This window comes from Cupriavidus sp. FW305-26 (genome assembly GCF_058787975.1).
Window position 1 is genome coordinate 1 of record NZ_JBYTAH010000046.1, and the last position, 16,885, is coordinate 16,885.

The following is a 16,885-nucleotide window of genomic DNA, read 5'->3' on the forward strand; positions in this document are numbered from 1 at the left end:
CGGGGCTGGCCGGCTCGATCAAGGCGCTGGTGCTGGGCTTCGAGACGCTGACCGACGTGCACTGGTCGATGTCCGGCATGGTGATCCTGATGACCCTGCTGGGGGGGCTCGGCACACTCACCGGCCCGATCGTCGGCGCGTTTGTTGTGATCGCGCTGGAGAACAAGCTGGGCGAACTGGGCAGCTACCTTGCGGCGGTGACGGACATCGACTGGTTCAACGGGCTCGGTGAATCGGTGTCGATGGTGACGGGCATCATCTTCATCGTATGTGTGCTGACCTTCCGCAAGGGGATTGTGGGGAGTTTGGGGCGCGGACCCGGATGAGGTGAAAGCCGTCCAAGGAGTTTCTCCTCTCTCGCGCTTGCGGGAGAGGGGCCGGGGAGAGGGTATCCCTCACGCAATGCGGCCTACAAGATGGGGCTGGGAGCCCACACGCGGCTCGCGCAGGCGATCGGGGAGCTGGTAGTGCGGGCGCAGGCCGAGCGTGCGGCTGCCGCACCGAGCGCCCCACAGCCAGGAGGCCGGTCGCGGTCGTCCCGCGAACAATAGGCTTCAAACCGCCCGGCCGTCATGCAAAGCCTTTGAAAAATCATCCCGAAATTTAGGCCATGTCTGATTGATCCCCACTGCCGATTTCGGCTCAATGGTATTCGGCAAACCAGCCGTTTCCAACCGAGGATCAATGATGCAAGACAGGAAAACCAAGAAGATTTACGTTGCAGCATTCGAAGGTGCGAAGACCGCCAACGGCGGTGAAGTCGTGAAGGGTTCCGGCAATCAAAGCTACGATGGCCGTCCCATCGTCCGGGTTGGCGACGTGGCGACCTACCAGGATGGCAGTACGGCGGTGATTATGGCGGGCGCAGGCAAGGCGTGCGAGTCAGCAGGCGTGCCGGTGGCCCTCATCGGCAGCCCCCTGAGCAATGGGGACACCATTGTGTTCAGTCCCGTGACGGCGCTGGAATTCCACGAATCGGCAGACAAGTCTATCCTTGGCCTGCTCGATCCCGCCTACTATTCCGTGCGCGCCTAAGAGGCCGTCATGCCGGATATTCGCTACGCACTCCGGAACGGAGACAAGACAAGCTCGGGCGGCATACTCTTCGCCACGGGCCGCAGCATATTCCATCATGACCTGATAGTCGGTGTCGAAGGCGACCATGCAACCTGCCCCGCCTGCAAGGTGGGCGGGCCGGTGATGAATGACTGTTATCCGGCCGTCGATGTAGATGGCAAACAGATGTTGGTGACTGGTGCGCGAGTCAATTGCAAGTGCCCGACTCACCCGGTTGTCATCCACTCGCGGATGGATTTCATTATTGAGGTGAACCGGGGAGGCCGCAATGCGCCGCCGCCGCCATCGTCCGCGTCCTTGGCCTCTTCGAACCTGACTTCGCCCGCGACAGGTGACTACGACGAGCAAGTCCGAGTCCGAGCGGGTAATACACCCTTGGAAGGCTACCCCTACTTCATCGCGACGCCCGACGGGCGGGCATTCTCCGGGTGTATAGACGAAAGCCGCAAGTTACCTCGCATATATACAAAGAACCTCAACGAGTACGCAATTTATTGGGGCGATGACGCTCTAGCAAAACAGACAGAGGTATGAGGTATGCCCAATAAGAAAACGATCGTGACAACAAACGCGACACCGAACTCCATTAAGGAAGTGCAGCTTAAGGTGGTAACGTTTCAGGAACTCTGGGAAAATTATCCGTCGGGTAATCCATACGACAATCCGGCCTATTCCGATCAGTGCGCGATCCGTATGAGTGTTACTCTTCATCGAGTCGGCATCGAGATGAAGTCCTTTTCATCGAAGCTTGTGAAGCCGCTGTCGGGGCAGCCGAGTATCGGGCGTATTATTCTTCCCGCAGACGGGAAGGTCACTGCCACGCGAGCAAACGAACTCGGGGAATGGTTGAAGTTGCAACCTTTTGCCGGACTAGGGAAGGCGGAGAATATTACAGGGCGGGACTGGGTGGGCAAGGTAAAGGGGCGAACCGGAATAATAATGTTCGATGGCTATTGGACGCGTGACGGAGAGGTGGCAGGGAATGCTAGCGGAGGCCATATCGATTTATGGAATGGAGAAAAGCTCACAGGCTTTGGTACTGGTCTAAGAGTAAGTTTGAATATTGTGGTTCCGGGTATTTGGTCAGATTTTCGCAACTCGAAAACAATTCTTTTCTTCCCCGTAAAATGAAGATACTGAGAGCAGTCATCGGCGCTATGACTGGTGCTGTCCTGGCTACGCTTGCTGCTTGGGGCGGGTTATATCTCTTCGGCGTTGTAGTTTTGCGCGGGACAGGAAGTTTGTTCGACACGAATCAGCATGCAGCGAATCTGTTCTTTGTTGGCTGGTTCGTGTCTATGGTCGCAGCCTCATTAATTGGTGGATGGCTTGGGTATTCATCCGGGCGAAAATAGGGCACAAATCCACTATTTTTCAAGCGTATACATGCGCCGCGCCATGATTCCATCATGGCGCGGCGCTGTTCGAGCACGGTGGCCCTATCTTACAAATGGGAGAGGGGAGAAAACACCCGCGAACTCAAGCCTTGGCCAATGCCATCGGCGCACCCGCCGCGACTGCCACCCTCGCGCCGAGATGCTGGTCGACAACCCCTGCCACCATATCCGCCGTCACCGCCGACAAAGTCCACCCCAGGTGCCCATGCCCGGTGTTGTAGAAGATGCATGCCGCACGCCCGCGCCCCACGCGCGGCAGCATATCCGGCATCATCGGCCGCAGCCCGGCCCAAGGCACCACGCTGCGCGTGCTGACGCCGGGGAAGCACTGCTGCACCCATTCCACCAGCGGGCGGATGCGGTCGGCGCGGATATCGCGGTTGTAGCCGTTGAACTCGGCGGTGCCGGCCACGCGGAAGCGGTCGTCGCCCAGGCGGCTGGTGACCAGCTTGGTTTCGTCGTCGAGCAGGCTGACCACCGGTGCGGCGGCGCGGCTGGCCTCATCGGTCAGGTTGACCGTGATTGAATAGCCCTTGACCGGATAGATGTTGACGCGGTCGCCCAGCCCCGCGGCCAGTGCGCGGCTGGCGGTGCCGGCGCAGATCACGGCGCCGTCGAAGGTGGAGGTGGCCGTGTCGGCGCCGTCCTGCACGGTCACGGTGGCGCGCCTGCCGTCGGTCTTCACCGCCCGCACGTCCTGGCCGTACAGGCAGCGCACGCCCAGCCGATCGATGGCTGCGGCCAGGCCGCTGGTGAACTTGTGGATGTCGCCGGTGGAATCGCTCTCGGTGAAGTAGCCGCCGTAGTACGAGCCGGCCAGCGTCGGCTCGATCGCGCGCATCTCCTCGGGCGTCACGGCGCGCCGTTCCAGCCCGCCCTGCGCCAGCAGTGCCGAGACCCGGCCGGCATGCTCGAAGCCGGTCTTGTCGCGGTAGATATGGAGGATGCCTTCCTTCTTCAGGTCGAAATCGATGCCTTCCTGCGCCGCCCAGGCGAACAGGTGCTCACGCGCCGCGATGGCCAGGCGCGCGGTCTCGATGGTGTTGCGGCGGTAGTGGGGGATCGCGGCGATGAACTCGGCGAACCAGGACAGCTTGTGCCAGCTGGGCCGGGGATTGACCAACAACGGGGCGTCGTTGCGCAGCATCCATTTCATGCCCTTGACGAGGGTCGACCAGTGGGTCCAGACCTCGGCGTTGGAGGCCGACAACTGGCCGCCGTTGGCGAACGAGGTCTCCATGGCGGCATAGCGGTGCCGTTCGAACAGCGTGACGGAGAATCCGCGCCGGGCCAGCGCGTAGGCCGTGGTGACACCCGTGATGCCACCGCCGATGACAGCGATTGATTTCATGATCTGCAGGTTCCAGGAACGTCGATGGTGGGAGCCCGGACGCAATATGCGTGGCGGACGCCCCCTCTGTTCTGGACCTGAGAGATTCACGCCACCCGGCCGCGAGGGCGGGGCGCGCTTGCTCCTTCGGTATGCCGGCGGACGATAGCGTCCGGCATTCTTCAGAGTGCACTGACTGGTGATGCCGGTCCTTTTGCCTGAGAGTTTCCGGGGCGGTTGCTCCTTCGGCGCTGTCCGCGGCGGGCGCCGCGACAGTCTCTCCCTGCATCACATTGGCTTGACGCCAATCCGGGCAATGTAGTGACAAGGCTCGACGTTGGATATGCGGGTTAACGCTTAGGCAGCCTGCCGCCCGCGTCGCTATGTCGCATCGGCCTGCGCCCCCGTGCCCCATAAAATGTCAGCGCTCGCTCTCGGGGAGAGGCGCCGTATGCTGCGCTCAGGTGGAGTGAGTCGAAAAAGACGACAACAAGGTTTTCCAGTGAAGAAGAATCGCATTGCACTGGCCGTTTCGGCGGTGCTGATGGGCCCCGCCGTCGCCGCCGCCCAGGTGGTGGACGCGCCCGAGCCGCTGCAGGAGGTGGTGGTCTCGGCCAAGTCGGAGCGCGCCGAGACGCCGGCCATACCGCCCAACACGCCCTCGCCGGCCTACGGCATCAGCCGCCGCCGCATGGCCGACTTCAATGTGGTGAACACGGAAGACGCCCTCAAGTACGCGCCCAACCTCGCCGTACGCAAGCGCTTCATCGGCGATATGAATTCGATCATCTCGGTGCGCAGCACCAGTTCGCGCCAGTCGGCGCGGGGGCTGGTCTATGCGGACGGCCTGCTGCTGTCCAACCTGCTGGGATCGGACTTCAGCTTCCCGCCGCGCTGGTCGCTGGTCAACAGCGCCGAGATCGAGCGCATGGATGTGCTGTACGGCCCGTATTCGGCGCTGTATCCCGGCAACTCGCTGGGCGCGACGGTGCTGATCACCACGCGCACGCCGGAGAAGTTCGAGGGCGATGCCAGCGTGCAGCTGTTCACGCAGCGCTTCAGCCTGTATGGCACGCACGACAACTTCAACGGGGTCCACGCCAACGCCTATGTGGGCGACCGCGTCGGCCCGTTCTCGTGGCTGGTCAGCGTGGACCGGCAGGACAGCAAGAGCCAGCCGCTGAGTTTCTATACCGCGGCGCGCTCCACGGCCCGTGCCACTTCCGCCGACAAGCCGGTCACCGGCGCGCACTTCGACCAGGACCAGACCGGCCGCGAGCGCGCGGTGATGGGCGTGAACAGCGAGGGCGTCACGCATACCGTGCAGGACCAGCTCAGGCTCAAGCTCGGCTACGACATCACCAATACCCTGCAGGCGCAGTTCACCGCGGCCTACTGGCAGCAGGACCGCTCCAGCGCCACCGGCAGCTACCTGCGCGATGCCGATGGCAATGTTGTGTCGAGCGGTCCCGTGAATATCGGCGGTTATCGCTATGTGATTCCCGCCAACGCCTTCGCCCCGAGCAATGGCGAGGACGCGCGCTGGCTCTATGGCCTGTCGCTGCGTACGCGCAACGAGACCGGCTGGAATTTCTCGGGCGTGGCGTCGCTGTTCGATGTCAGCAAGGACATCAGCCGCAGCGCCAACACCGTCGGCAGCGGGCCGGGCACGGTGACCTATGGCGACGGCACCGGCTGGCGCACGCTCGACCTGAAGGCCGACTACCGCCCGCGGCAGCTGCAGGGCGGGCACTGGGTCACGTTCGGCTACCACTATGACAATTACCGGCTGAGCAACACCACCTACAACACCTCGGACTGGCAGGCGGCCACCATCAGCGCCTTCAACAACGCCTTTGCCGGCAAGACCGAGACCCAGGCGCTGTATGCGCAGGACGCCTGGTACTTTGCCGAGGACTGGAAGCTGATCCCCGGCGTGCGCTACGAACACTGGCGCGCCTATGACGGCAGCCGCAGCCAGCCCGGCGTGGATATCGGCTACCCGGTGCGCAGCGAATCCAACTGGTCGCCCAAGCTGGCACTGGAGAAGGCATTCGGGCAGGACTGGCTGGGCCGGCTGTCGCTGGGCCAGGCCTATCGCTATCCGACTGTCAGCGAGCTGTTCCAGGGCCGCATCACCGGCACCGCGCTGATCAACAACGATCCCAACCTGCGGCCCGAGCGGTCGTTCTCGAAGGACCTGACCTTCGAGCGCACGCTGGATTCGTCGTACTTCCGGGTCTCGGTGTATGAGGACGATAGCCGCGATGCCCTGGTCAGCCAGACCAACACCACGGTATTCCCGACTGTCACCAGCTTTCAGAACGTCGACCGCGTGCGCACCCGCGGCATCGAGCTGGCCTATGACGCGCGCGATGTGTTCGTCAGCGGCTTCGACCTGTCGGCCAGCGGGGCCTACAACCATTCGAAGACGCTTGAGAACGCCAACAACCCGGCCTCGGTGGGCAAGTACTTCTACCGCATCCCCAAGTGGCGGGCCAACCTGATGGGCACCTATCGCATCACGCCGGCCTGGGCCGGCACGCTGGCCATGACCTATTCGGGGCGGCAGTACAATACGCTCGACAATTCCGACGTCAACCCCGACACCTTCGGCGGCACCAGCAGCTTCCTGACCTTTGACGTCAAGCTGACGTACCGGCCCGCGAAGAACGTGCGCCTCGGGCTTGGCATCGACAACCTCACCGACCAGCGCTACTACGTCTATCACCCGTATCCGGGCCGGACGTTCTACGCCGAGGCGAAACTCTCCTTCTGAGCACGTGAACAGGCTGACCACAACCATGCAAGGCGTTCGCCCCGGTTTCCGCTTGATCGTTGCCGGGCTGATGATGGCCGGTGCCGCGCTGGCCGCGACCGCGCAAACGCACGGCGATCACAGCGGCCACGGCGCGCAGGCCAAGGCCGCGAAGATGGGCGAGCTGGGCACCGGCGCCGCGTTCGATCGAAACGGCAAGCTATGGGTCGCCTACAAGGACGGCCCTTACGTCGCGGTACGTGCATCGACCGACTACGGCCGCAGCTTCGGGCCGGCGCAGCATGTCAACAGCGTGCCGGAGCAGGTCGCCGCCGATCACGAAAGCCGGCCCAAGGTCGCCACCGGGCGCGACGGCGAGATCTTCGTCACCTGGACCCAGCCGCTGCCCAAGCCGTGGACCGGCTTTATCCGCTTTGCGCGTTCCACCGATGGCGGCAAGTCCTTCGCCGAACCGCTGACGGTGCATGCCAACCGCGACAAGATCGCCCACCGCTTCGACGCCATCGCGGTGGACAATGCCGGGCGCGTCTTCGTCAGCTGGATCGACAAGCGCGACGTGGTTGCCGCCGAGGCGCGCAAGCAGCCGTACGCCGGCGCCGCGGTCTACTACGCGGTCTCGGCCGATCACGGCAAGACCTTCCAGGGCGACTACAAGGTCGCCGACCAGTCGTGCGAATGCTGCCGCATCGCGCTGTCGCCCACGCCCGACGGCAAGATGCTGGCGCTGTGGCGCCATGTATTCCCGCCCAACGCGCGCGACCACGCGCTGGCGCTGCTGGGCACCGACGGCAAGGCCACGCCGGTGCAGCGCGCCACCTTCGACGACTGGCGCATCGATGCCTGTCCGCACCACGGCCCCGGCGCTTCGGTGGCGCCCGATGGCACGGTGCACATGATCTGGTTCAACGTGCGCGAAGGCAAGCCCACGGTCTCGGTGGGGCGCTGGAAGGATGGCAAGCTGCAGGCACAGCGCCCGCTGGATGATCCGCGTGCGCAGCATGCCGACATCGTCGCGCTGAACGACAACGAGATCGCGGTGGCCTGGAAATCGTTCGACGGCCAGCAGACACGGCTGTCCGCCATGCTGTCGCACGATGGCGGCAAGACCTGGCAGACGCGCAAGCTGGCCGGCACGGAGCGCGACTCGGACCAGCCGCACCTGCTGCAGCACGCCGGCCGCGCCTACGTGCTGTGGCGTACCGAGGCCGAGGGCTTCCAGGTGTTCCCGCTGGGCAAGGAGGGCGCATGATGCCATCCCGCCGCAAGCTGCTCGCCGCTGCAGTCCTGACCCTGGCGATGACTGCCGCCAATGCCGGCAGTCAACCGGCCGAGCGCGTTGCCGTGTTCGCATCGGCCAGCGCCGCCCAGCTCGCAGCCAGCCAGCAGGGCAAGCCCTTTGTGCTGGTGGTGTGGTCGCTCGACTGCGTCTATTGCAAGCGCAACTTCGACGCCATCGGCAAGCTGCGCGCGCAGCATCCAAACCTGCGCGTCGTCACGCTGGCGACGGACAACCCCGACGCGCTGCCACAGGTGCAGCAACTGCTCCAGCGCGTCAGGCTCACGCGCAACGCGTGGGTGTTCGGGCACGAGCCGCAGGAGCGGCTGCGCTATGCAGTCGATCCGGACTGGATGGGCGAGATGCCGCGCACCTACTTCTATCGCGCCGATGGCCAGCGGCAGGGCGTGTCCGGCGTGATCAGCGACGCCGACTGGGACAAGCACCTGCGCTGGGCTGGCATCGCCGGCTGAGGCTGTGCCGGGAGCGGCTGTCCGCTCAATCCGGCTTGATCCCGGCGCGCGCAATGATGGGCTTCCAGCGCTGCTGCTCCTGCGCGATAAAGCGCGAGAACTCCGCCGGCGTGTCGCCCACCACAATCGCCGCATCCGCGCTCAGGCGCTCGACCGACGACTTGCTCTTCACTGCTTTCACGGTGGCGTCCGCCAGCTTGTCGGCGGCCGCCTGGGGCAGAGATGCCGGTGCCAGCAGGCCATACCACTGCGTCATCTCGAAGCCGGGATAGCCTTGTTCCGCAACCGTTGGCACGTCAGGCAGCTGGGCAATGCGCTGGGTCGTGCCGGTGGCGATGCAGCGCACCTTGCCGGCCTTGATGAACTGGATGATCGCCGGCGCGCCGACCGCGGCCGCGTCCAGCCTTCCGGACAGCAGGTCAGTGATCTGCGGGCCGCTGCCGCGATACGGCACATGGGTGATGAAGGTGCCGCTCGCGGCTTTCAGGTATTCAAAGGCCAGGTGGCCGGCGCTGCCGTTGCCGGCCGAACCGTAGTTCAGCTTGCCAGGCTTGCTCTTGGCCAGCGCCACGAACTCCTTCAGGTTCTTCGCGGGCACGTCGGGGTGGACCACGTACAGGCTCGGCACCTTGGACAGCAGCGAGATCGCGCGGAAGTCCTTGACGGGGTCGTAGGGCAGCTTCGGGAAGATAAACGGATTGACCGCCAGCGTGCCGATATGGCCGAGGATCAGCGTGTGGTTGTCATCGGCGCGCGCGACTTCGGCCATGGCGATATTGCCGGCCGCGCCGGGCTTGTTCTCGACGAAGACTGACACGCCTAGCAGCTTGGTCAGCTCCGCCGCGGTGGAGCGCGCCACGATCTCCGAGCTGCCGCCCGGCGCGAACGGCACCACCAGCCGGATCGGCTTGGCCGGCCAGGCCTGTGCGCGGGCCAGTGTTGGTGCCAGCGCGCACGCGCCCAGCGCGGCGGTGGTCTTGAGCAGATGGCGGCGAAGGGGATTTATCGGGGTCATGTATTTCTCCTCAAAGTTCTGTAGCTGGGCCGTGGTGGGGCAGAGTCGGTGCCAATTGGTGCTATTCGGGCTTGATGTTGCCGTCCCGGATGACCTTGGCCCATAGCCGGGCCTGCCCGTCGATGAATTGCCGTGCCTGTGCTGGCGGCGCAGCCACGACCTCGCCGCCCAGCTCGGCCACGCGTTGCCGGATCTCGGGGCTGGTCATGACTTTCCGCAGGGCGTCGGCGAGCTTCGCTGCGATCGGGTCCGGCGTTGCGGCGGGCAGGAAGGCCGCGTTCCATTCATAGACCTCGTAGCTCGCCACGCCGGCTTCCTGCATGGTGGGCACGGACGGCAATGCCTGGGTGCGGGCATGGCTGGTCACCGCCAGCGGCTTCAGCTTGCCGGCCTTGATGTGCTGCAGGCTCGAAGCGACGTTGGCAAAGAACAGCGGCACCTGGCCGGCGATGACATCGGTCATGGCGGGGCCGCCGCCCTTGTAGGGCACATGCAGTAGATCGACCCCCGCGCGCTGCTCGAACAGCACGCCGGCCAGATGCTGCGCCGAGCCATTGCCCGAGGACGCAAAGGCGACCGAGCCTGGCTTTTGCCTGGCCATGGCCAGGACGTCGCTGACCTTGCTGGCGGGGAAGCCCGCCGTGGCCACCAGCACGTTGGGATAGCGCGCCAGCACGCCGACCGGCCGGAAGGCCTTGTCCGGATCGTAGGGCAGGCGCGGATAGAGGCTGGGATTCACCGCATAAGAGGAGGCATCGACCATCATCGTGTAGCCGTCCGGTGCCGCTTTGGCGACATAGGCGGCACCGATCTGCCCGCCGGCACCCGGGCGGTTCTCGACGACGACGGTCTGGCCCAGCTCGCGCCCGAGGCCCGGCGCGATCAGCCGTGCCATCAGGTCCGCGCCGCCGCCCGGCGGATATGTCACCACGATCGTGATGGGCCGTGCCGGCCAGGCCGCGGCGGTGTCGGCGGCCTGCGCCAGCGTGGTGGTGGCGATCATGGCAGCGACCGTGGCGGCGATCGCGTGGCGTGCGTGCATGGGTCTGTCTCCTCGGGTGCGGTCCGTCAGCGGACGTCCGCGGTATAGCGAAAGGCAAAGGCGTCGCCCCGCGTCAGCCGGTATTCGATGCAGTTGCCGCCCAGGTCGAAGGCATGCCGGGTCACGACCGCGCACGGATGCGCATCCGGCAGGTCCAGCAAGGCGGCCTCGTCTGCTGCCAGCGTGCGGAAGGTCACTTCGTCAACGGCGCGATGGACCGTGATGCCGCAGGCGCTGCCCAGCAGCGGGTAGAGCAGGTCGCCCCATTGCGCCGGCGGGAGTTGCTGCAGGGCTTCGCAGCGCGGCAGCGGCAGCCAGATCGATTCCAGCAGCCGGGGCGTGTCCTCCAGCCAGCGGCGGCGCGAGATCGCCAGCCCGCGCGCGCCGGTCGGCAGCCCGAAGCGGGTTGCCATGGCCTTGTCCAGGCGCACGGCGCGGCACGACAGGATTTCCGAGCGCGGCACCGCCGGCGCGCCATCGACGCCGCCGAAGCGGAAAAACCGCATCAGGCTGGCCCCGCTCAGTCCCTTGCGCACAAAGGTGCCCTTGCCCTGCACGCGCTCCAGCAGGCCCTGCTGGACCAGCACGGCGATGGCCTGCCGGATGGTGCCCAGCGCAATGCCGAACTCCCTGGCCAGCGCGCCTTCCGCAGGGATGGCGCTGCCGGGCGTCCACGCGCCCGAAACAATATTTGCCTGCAGTTCCGCCGCGATCTGGCCGTAGCGGCTCAGGCCAGCGGCGGTGGTTGTAGTCTGGAGCAGCGCGTTGTCTGGCATGCCGAACCCGTGCTAAATTGATGTCGATGTCATCTAGAGGACTAGAATACTGACGCGGATACGGATGCCATATCCGGATATACCCGCGCCACTGAGCCGCGCCACGGAGGGGCTGACTGATGAGCAAGCGCGCTTTGCCGCTGGTGGATACCCACTTCCACGTCTTCGATGCCGGAGCGGCCGCGCCATCGGCCCGCTACCGGCCGCCCTATGCCGCTGACCTGAAGGACTGGCACGCCCGGCTTGCCGGATTGGGGGACATGTATGGGGTGGTGGTGCAGACCAGCTTTCTCGGCACCGACAATGCGGCGCTGCTGGCCGCGCTGCAGGCCATGCCCGGGCGCTTGCGCGGCGTCGCGGTGGTCGGCCCTGAGGTAACGGATGCGGAACTGGCTACGTTGCACGCGGCCGGCGTGCGGGGCATCCGCCTGAACCTGTACGGCGATCCGGACTGGCAGCGCATCGCCACCGTGCCGTGGCGCGGGCTGTTCTCCAGGATCGCCGGGCTCGGCTGGCATGTCGAGCTCCATACCCGCAACGGCGATGGCGCCATGGTGCTGGCACAGCTTGACGCGGCCCTTGGCGATACCGGCGCGCCGGTCGTGCTTGACCACTTTGGCCGGCCCGGCCCCGCAGGAACCGCGGACGCGATCTTTGACGTGGCCTCTGCCGTGCGCGCGCGCCGCCAGGTCTGGGTGAAGATCAGCGCGCCGTACCGGCTTGCATCCCCTCAGGACTGGCACGGGCTTGCGCAGAGATGGCGCGAAGTCGTGGGCGATGACCGCTTGCTGTGGGGCAGCGACTGGCCATGGACCAACCACGAGGCGCCGGCTCGGGTCGACGAGTGCCGGATGCTTGCCGCATGGCCGGGACAAGGGGCGCCCGGTGACAGCGAGGAGGCCGGCGCGGCCTTGTCCGCTGCGCTCCGGTGGCGGAACGCGGCAGCGTTGTACGGGTTTGCGGTGAAGGGATAGCGGGCGGCTTGCGCCGCCGGCTTCAATCCAGCGCCAGCACCCCGGGAATCGCCTCCACCAGCAAATCGATCGTCACCCTCAGCTTGTGCGGCAGGAAACGGGTGCGCGGCCACACCAGGTGCAGCGGGGTCCGGATCACCGAGGCTTGCGGCAGCACGCGCACCAGCGTGCCCTGGTCCAGCGGCTCCCGCACCAGCCACAAGGGGACATTGACCAGGCCCGCGCCTCGTATGGCTGCCGCGGCGATGGTGTCGATATCGTCAAAGCCGAGACGGTGAGCCAGCTCAGGCCGCGCGATATTGCCGTCGGGCCCGGCCAGTGACCAGGGCACGGACTGGCCGCCATGCATGTAGACGAGGCAGCGGTGCGAGGCCAGGTCGGCAATGCTGGCCGGCGTGCCATGCTTGCGCAGGTAGCCGGGCGCGGCACAGAGCACCATCGCCTGCATGCCCAGCGGACGTGCCACCAGCATGTCGCTGTCCGGCAGGCGCCCGCTGCGGATGGCCAGGTCGATGCCGTCGTCGGCGAAGTCGGCCAGCCGGTCGGTGAAATTCCCTTCCAGCCGCAATTGCGGATGACGGTCTGCCAGCTCCAGCAGCAGCGGCGCCACATGGTGGCGGCCGAACACTACCGGGGCACTCACGCGGACGCGGCCGGCCACTTCCCTGCGCCCGGCTTCCAGCATGTGCTGGGCGGCATCCAGGTCTTCCAGCGCCTGGGCACAGCGTTCGTAGAAGGCCTGACCATCGTCGGTCAGCGCCAGGCTGCGCGTGGTGCGCACGAACAGGCGCGTGCCGACGCGAGCCTCAAGCCGGGCGATGGCCTTGCCGATGGCCGAGCGCGTCAGCCCAAGGCGCGCCGCGGCCTGGGCAAAGCTGCCGGCCTCCGCGGCGGCAACGAAGGCGGAGATCCCGGCCAGCCGGTCATGGGTAATTGGTTCCATAAGATCTACATGAGAAGGACATCGATTGCCCAATGGCGCTGGTAGGGAATCAGTATAGTGGGTTCACCGTTTTCAACAGACCGGAGTACCCCATGACTTCCTCCATGCAGCGCTGGCAACTGTCCGCTTTCGGCCGCAACAACCTGCGTCGCGTCGAAGCGCCCATTCCCGTGCCCGGTCCCGGCGAGGTGCTGGTGCGGGTCCATGCCGTGGCCTTGAACTACCGCGACCTGCTGATCATCCAGGACGGCATGGGCATGCCCGTGCAGCCGCCGCTGGTTCCCGGGTCGGACATGCGCGGCGAGGTGGTGGCGAGTGGCGATGGTGTAGCCGACTTTGCCCCTGGCGACGCCGTGATCAGCACCTTCTTCACCAGCTGGCTCGATGGCGTGCAGCCGCACCGCAGCATGCCGCTGGGCGTGCCGGGTCCCGGCATGCTGTCGGAGTACGTGGTATTGGCAGAGGACTCGCTGGTGTCGGCCCCGCGCACGCTGGACGCCGCGCAGGCCAGCACGCTGACCTGCGCCGGCCTGACGGCCTGGCAAGCCCTGGCTGAAGCGACGGTGACGCGGCCCGGCGACACCGTCGTGGTGATCGGCACCGGCGGCGTGGCCCTGTTTGCGGTGCAGATCGCCCGCGCACAGGGGGCGCGCGTGATCGTGGTGTCCGGCAGCGACGACAAGCTGGCGCGCGTGCAGGAGCTGGGCGCGGCGCATGGCGTCCATCGCGGCCGCACCGCTGACTGGCCGGCTGCCGTGCGCGAGCTGACCGGAGGCCGCGGTGCCGACCATGTGCTGGAACTGGCTGGCGGAGACAACTTCGGCCGGTCGCTTGCCGCGCTGGCGCAGGGCGGCCGGATCTCGGTGATCGGCAACCTTCAGGGGGATGAGCTGCGCGCCAGCGTCTATCCGGTGCTGCATGGCCGCGTGACCGTGCAGGGGATCGGCGTGTCGCACCGGCGCGCGCTGCAGGACCTGGTGCGTGCCGTGGACTGGTTGGGGCTGCGCCCGGTGATCGAGAGCGAGTACGGGTTCGGGGACTTGCCCGCGGCGCTCGACCACCTGGAACGCGGGGCCTTCGGCAAGGTGGTGGTGCGGCTGCGCTGAGGCGCGGGCCGGACTGCTATTTGCGAGCCTTGCCGCGCACGCTCTTCTTGGCCGCGGCGGCGCGCGCCGCTTCTTTTTCGGCCGCTGCCGCCGCGCCCAACTGCTCCAGCCAGGACATGCCCTCGACATAGGACAGGAAATGCCGCAGGTATTCCGGCGACGTCTCGCGCATCAGGGACAGCGAACGATGCACGAGATGGTCGGTATTGAGCGGCCCGGCATTCTCCGGCACGCGTTCCAGCGACAGGCGGAAGTGCTGCTCGACGCTGACCCTGGCCCAGGTCTCGCGGAAGTAGTCGGCCAGGGCGTCGACCAGCGGCGCGTCGGACTGGGGTGCGGTTGCCGGCACCGGCGTGGGCGATCGTGCATCGTTCGAGGCGATCGCGATGGCGGGCCTGGCGCGTGCGGTGATGTCGTGCACGAGTGCGCCAAGCGCGCTGGCTGTCGGGCCGGCTGTTGGCGCGGACGGCGCGGCACCATCGGCACCATCGCTATCCTGGCCTGTGTGCCGCTGCACGATGGCTGCATACGCGGCGGCCAGGCCACGCAGGCGCTCATCCAGCAAGCCCCGCACCGCGCCACTGTGTGCGGCGGCGCGGCGGGCCAGTGCTTCCATCAGGCGGAAGCGCACGGGATCGGCCTGATCGGCGCCGCTGGCCTGCAAGGCGTCCAGTTGCGCGCGGATATCGGTTGCCACGTCGAGGCTAGCCATGCGGCTTCACGGTGCCCGCGGTCACACGCGGCACCGGCGAGATCTCGACGCGCCGGTTCTTCGCGCGGCCCTCGGCATCGGCATTCGGTGTCACCGGCTGCTGCGAACCGAAGGCGGCCGAGAACACCGAGGTGGGCGGGATGCCGGCATCGATCAGGGTGCGGGTCACGGTCAGCGCGCGCTGCGCCGACAGCTCCCAGTTGTCGGCAAAGCGGCGGTTGCCTTCGCGCACCTGCTGGTCGTCGGTAAAGCCGCTCACCATCAGGATCTCGTCGCGGCTGCGCAGGTAGGCCGACAACGGCTGCGCCAGGCTCTTCAGCAGATCGCGGCCTTCAGGTTGCAGTTGGTCTGAGTTGAGCGCAAACAGCACGTTGCCGCTGATGCCGATGCGGCCGTTCACCAGCGTCACGCGGCCGGCCGCCAGCGGCGCCGCCAGCGCCTTTTCCAGCGTCTCGCGGCGCTGTGCTTCCTCCTGCCGCTGCTTCACCTCGGCTTCCAGCCTGGCCGACAGTTCCATCTGCACGCCGATGACCCCCAGCAGGACGAGCACGAACGCGCCCAGCAGCACCGACATCAGGTCGCCGAAGACGGCCCAGGCCGGTAAGGTCGGCTCGACGCCGGCGTCAAGGTCCTCTCTCATGCCGCCTCTGCGCTGGGCGCTTGCTGGCCGGCGCGCTGCTGCAGGTCCTCAAGGATCTGCTTTTGCGACAGCATGCTCAGGTCGACGACTTCGCGCGCCTGCGCCACGTAGTAGGCCAGTTGCTCGTCGCTGCGCGTCATCGACTTGTCCAGCGCGGCCTCGATGCGCTGCAGGTGGTCGATCAGCTTGCCGTTGGATTCGCTGAACAGCTGCACCGCCACGCCGAAGGCCTCGCCCAGGCTCGCGACTTCGACCGCGCTGCCGGTGACCTGCGCGGCGATGTCGGTGAGCTTGCCGGTTTCGGCTTCGACCTTGTCGGTAAAGCGCGTGCCGACGCGGTCCAGCAGGTCCGCCGTGGTGGCGACCAGGGTGTCGACCGCGCTGCGCTGCTCAGTGGAGGCGCGGCTCACGGCATCGAGCAGCGTGCCCAGCGTTTCCAGCATGCGGCTGCGCTCTTCCAGCATGGCGTTGTCGCGCGCCATGCCGTCGGTGAGCTTCTCGCGCAGTTCTGCGATGACCTCCGCGGCGGCCTTGGGCGCTTCGGATGCGGCCTGCATCAGGTGGGCGACTTCGGCGATGGTGCCGGTGGCCTGGGCCTGCGCCTGGGCTGCCATGTCGCGCGCGGTGACGGCCAGCGTCTCGCAGATTTCCTGCTGGCGGCTGACGGTGTGCGCGCTGGCCTGTTCCCATTCCTGGCGCAGCGATGCGGCCATGGTGCCGAGCGTGTCAGTCCAGGCGGCCATGCGTTGCGCGTCCTGCGATGCCAGTTCCGCCTGCAATGTGGTGGCGGCCTTGGGTGCCTCGGCCGCGGCTTGCACCAGGCGGTCGATTTCGGCGAGTGTGGTGCTGGCATGCGCCTGCGTCTCGGCCGAGATGTCGCGCGCGGTCTGCGCCAGCGCCTCGCAGATCTCCTGCTGGCGCGTGGCGGCGTGCGTGCTGGCCTGTTCCCACTGCTGGCGCAGCGTGGCGGCGATGGTGCCGAGCGTATCGGTCCAGCCGGCAAAGCGCTGCTCATCGCGCGCAGCCAGCTCGGCCTGCAGCGCAACGGCCGCCTTTGGGGCATCCGTTGCGGCCTGCACCAGACGGTCGATCTCAGCGAGGGTGCGGCTGGCATGCGCCTGGGTCTGGGCCGAGATGTCGCGCACGCTCTGCGCCAGCGCCGTGCTGATCTCGTCCTGGCGGCTTACCGTGTGCGCGTTCAGCTGTTCCCACTCCTGGCGCAACGCGGCTGTCATGGTGCCGAGCGTATCGGTCCAGGCGGCGAAGCGCTGTGCATCGCGCGCAGCCAGTTCCGCCTGCAGCGCGACGGCCGCCTTCGGCGCGTCCGACGCGGCTTGCACCAGGC

15 protein-coding genes, 2 pseudogenes and 2 riboswitches are annotated in these 16,885 nt (G+C 66.6%); of the genes and pseudogenes, 9 read left to right on the forward strand and 8 right to left on the reverse strand.

The genetic code is table 11. From position 1 onward, the window contains the following. The 4 genes and pseudogenes from AC3WQZ_RS22815 to AC3WQZ_RS22830 form a co-directional block, all read left to right on the forward strand. A pseudogene (locus tag AC3WQZ_RS22815) lies at positions 1–326 on the forward strand (branched-chain amino acid ABC transporter permease); the annotation flags it as partial. 292 nt (positions 327–618) lie between these two features. After that, positions 619–1,035 (forward strand): PAAR domain-containing protein, encoded by a 417-nt coding sequence (locus AC3WQZ_RS22820; RefSeq protein WP_234788267.1) that lies wholly within the window; start codon positions 619–621, stop codon positions 1,033–1,035. A 9-nt stretch (positions 1,036–1,044) separates the two neighbouring features. Continuing rightward, positions 1,045–1,611 carry a PAAR domain-containing protein gene (locus tag AC3WQZ_RS22825; RefSeq protein WP_439669689.1) on the forward strand — a complete coding sequence of 189 codons (567 nt, stop codon included), beginning with the start codon at positions 1,045–1,047 and terminating at the stop codon, positions 1,609–1,611. 3 nt (positions 1,612–1,614) lie between these two features. After that, the gene (locus tag AC3WQZ_RS22830) at positions 1,615–2,208 is read left to right on the forward strand and encodes a type VI secretion system amidase effector protein Tae4 (protein ID WP_011616644.1); all 594 of its coding nucleotides are present in this window, start codon (positions 1,615–1,617) and stop codon (positions 2,206–2,208) included. A gap of 348 nt (positions 2,209–2,556) precedes the next feature. On the opposite strand, the gene AC3WQZ_RS22835 is transcribed toward AC3WQZ_RS22830, so the two are convergent. Further along, positions 2,557–3,825, reverse strand: coding sequence for a D-amino acid dehydrogenase (locus tag AC3WQZ_RS22835; RefSeq protein WP_010813248.1), 1,269 nt, complete (start codon positions 3,823–3,825; stop codon positions 2,557–2,559). A gap of 56 nt (positions 3,826–3,881) precedes the next feature. Further along, positions 3,882–4,000: riboswitch (glycine riboswitch) on the reverse strand. Further along, positions 4,001–4,099, reverse strand: a riboswitch (glycine riboswitch). Between the two features lie 156 nt (positions 4,100–4,255). Here AC3WQZ_RS22835 and AC3WQZ_RS22840 point away from each other — a divergent pair. From AC3WQZ_RS22840 to AC3WQZ_RS22850, 3 genes are read left to right on the forward strand one after another with little or no spacing between them, the layout of a single operon-like run. Then, positions 4,256–6,583, forward strand: a complete 2,328-nt coding sequence (locus tag AC3WQZ_RS22840; protein ID WP_492301320.1) for a TonB-dependent receptor — start codon at positions 4,256–4,258, stop codon at positions 6,581–6,583. A 25-nt stretch (positions 6,584–6,608) separates the two neighbouring features. Beyond that, complete coding sequence (locus AC3WQZ_RS22845) at positions 6,609–7,832, forward strand: sialidase family protein (RefSeq protein WP_492301322.1); 1,224 nt, start codon at positions 6,609–6,611, stop codon at positions 7,830–7,832. Next, on the forward strand, positions 7,829–8,332 hold the full coding sequence (locus AC3WQZ_RS22850) for a TlpA family protein disulfide reductase (protein WP_492301323.1): 504 nt from the start codon (positions 7,829–7,831) through the stop codon (positions 8,330–8,332). Before AC3WQZ_RS22845 ends, AC3WQZ_RS22850 begins: the two co-directional genes overlap by 4 nt. Positions 8,333–8,357: 25 nt before the next feature. Here AC3WQZ_RS22850 and AC3WQZ_RS22855 read toward each other — a convergent pair whose 3' ends face one another. The 3 genes from AC3WQZ_RS22855 to AC3WQZ_RS22865 form a co-directional block, all read right to left on the reverse strand. Beyond that, positions 8,358–9,347 (reverse strand): Bug family tripartite tricarboxylate transporter substrate binding protein, encoded by a 990-nt coding sequence (locus AC3WQZ_RS22855; protein ID WP_010813244.1) that lies wholly within the window; start codon positions 9,345–9,347, stop codon positions 8,358–8,360. 61 nt (positions 9,348–9,408) lie between these two features. Further along, a complete protein-coding gene (locus AC3WQZ_RS22860; protein ID WP_010813243.1) occupies positions 9,409–10,389 on the reverse strand; it encodes a tripartite tricarboxylate transporter substrate binding protein in 981 nt (326 codons plus the stop codon). A gap of 26 nt (positions 10,390–10,415) precedes the next feature. Then, the gene (locus tag AC3WQZ_RS22865) at positions 10,416–11,165 is read right to left on the reverse strand and encodes a GntR family transcriptional regulator (RefSeq protein WP_010813242.1); all 750 of its coding nucleotides are present in this window, start codon (positions 11,163–11,165) and stop codon (positions 10,416–10,418) included. Positions 11,166–11,284: 119 nt separating this feature from the next. On the opposite strand from AC3WQZ_RS22865, the gene AC3WQZ_RS22870 reads away from it, so the two are divergent. Next, entirely contained in the window at positions 11,285–12,139 is an 855-nt protein-coding gene (locus AC3WQZ_RS22870) for an amidohydrolase family protein (protein WP_058698513.1), read from the forward strand. A gap of 22 nt (positions 12,140–12,161) precedes the next feature. Here AC3WQZ_RS22870 and AC3WQZ_RS22875 read toward each other — a convergent pair whose 3' ends face one another. Beyond that, positions 12,162–13,082: a LysR family transcriptional regulator gene (locus tag AC3WQZ_RS22875; RefSeq protein WP_010813240.1), complete on the reverse strand. Its 921-nt coding sequence runs from the start codon at positions 13,080–13,082 to the stop codon at positions 12,162–12,164. Positions 13,083–13,174: 92 nt separating this feature from the next. Here AC3WQZ_RS22875 and AC3WQZ_RS22880 point away from each other — a divergent pair, with 92 nt between their 5' ends. Beyond that, positions 13,175–14,188, forward strand: a complete 1,014-nt coding sequence (locus tag AC3WQZ_RS22880) for a zinc-dependent alcohol dehydrogenase family protein (protein ID WP_010813239.1) — start codon at positions 13,175–13,177, stop codon at positions 14,186–14,188. 16 nt (positions 14,189–14,204) lie between these two features. Here AC3WQZ_RS22880 and AC3WQZ_RS22885 read toward each other — a convergent pair whose 3' ends face one another. The 3 genes and pseudogenes from AC3WQZ_RS22885 to AC3WQZ_RS22895 all read right to left on the reverse strand — a co-directional run. Continuing rightward, positions 14,205–14,900 carry a DUF2894 domain-containing protein gene (locus AC3WQZ_RS22885; protein WP_492301325.1) on the reverse strand — a complete coding sequence of 232 codons (696 nt, stop codon included), beginning with the start codon at positions 14,898–14,900 and terminating at the stop codon, positions 14,205–14,207. Continuing rightward, positions 14,893–15,540 carry an OmpA family protein gene (locus tag AC3WQZ_RS22890; RefSeq protein ID WP_492301327.1) on the reverse strand — a complete coding sequence of 216 codons (648 nt, stop codon included), beginning with the start codon at positions 15,538–15,540 and terminating at the stop codon, positions 14,893–14,895. Before AC3WQZ_RS22890 ends, AC3WQZ_RS22885 begins: the two co-directional genes overlap by 8 nt. Continuing rightward, positions 15,537–16,885 (reverse strand): annotated as a pseudogene (locus AC3WQZ_RS22895) (DUF802 domain-containing protein); the annotation flags it as partial. The pseudogene AC3WQZ_RS22895 and the gene AC3WQZ_RS22890, both read right to left, overlap by 4 nt.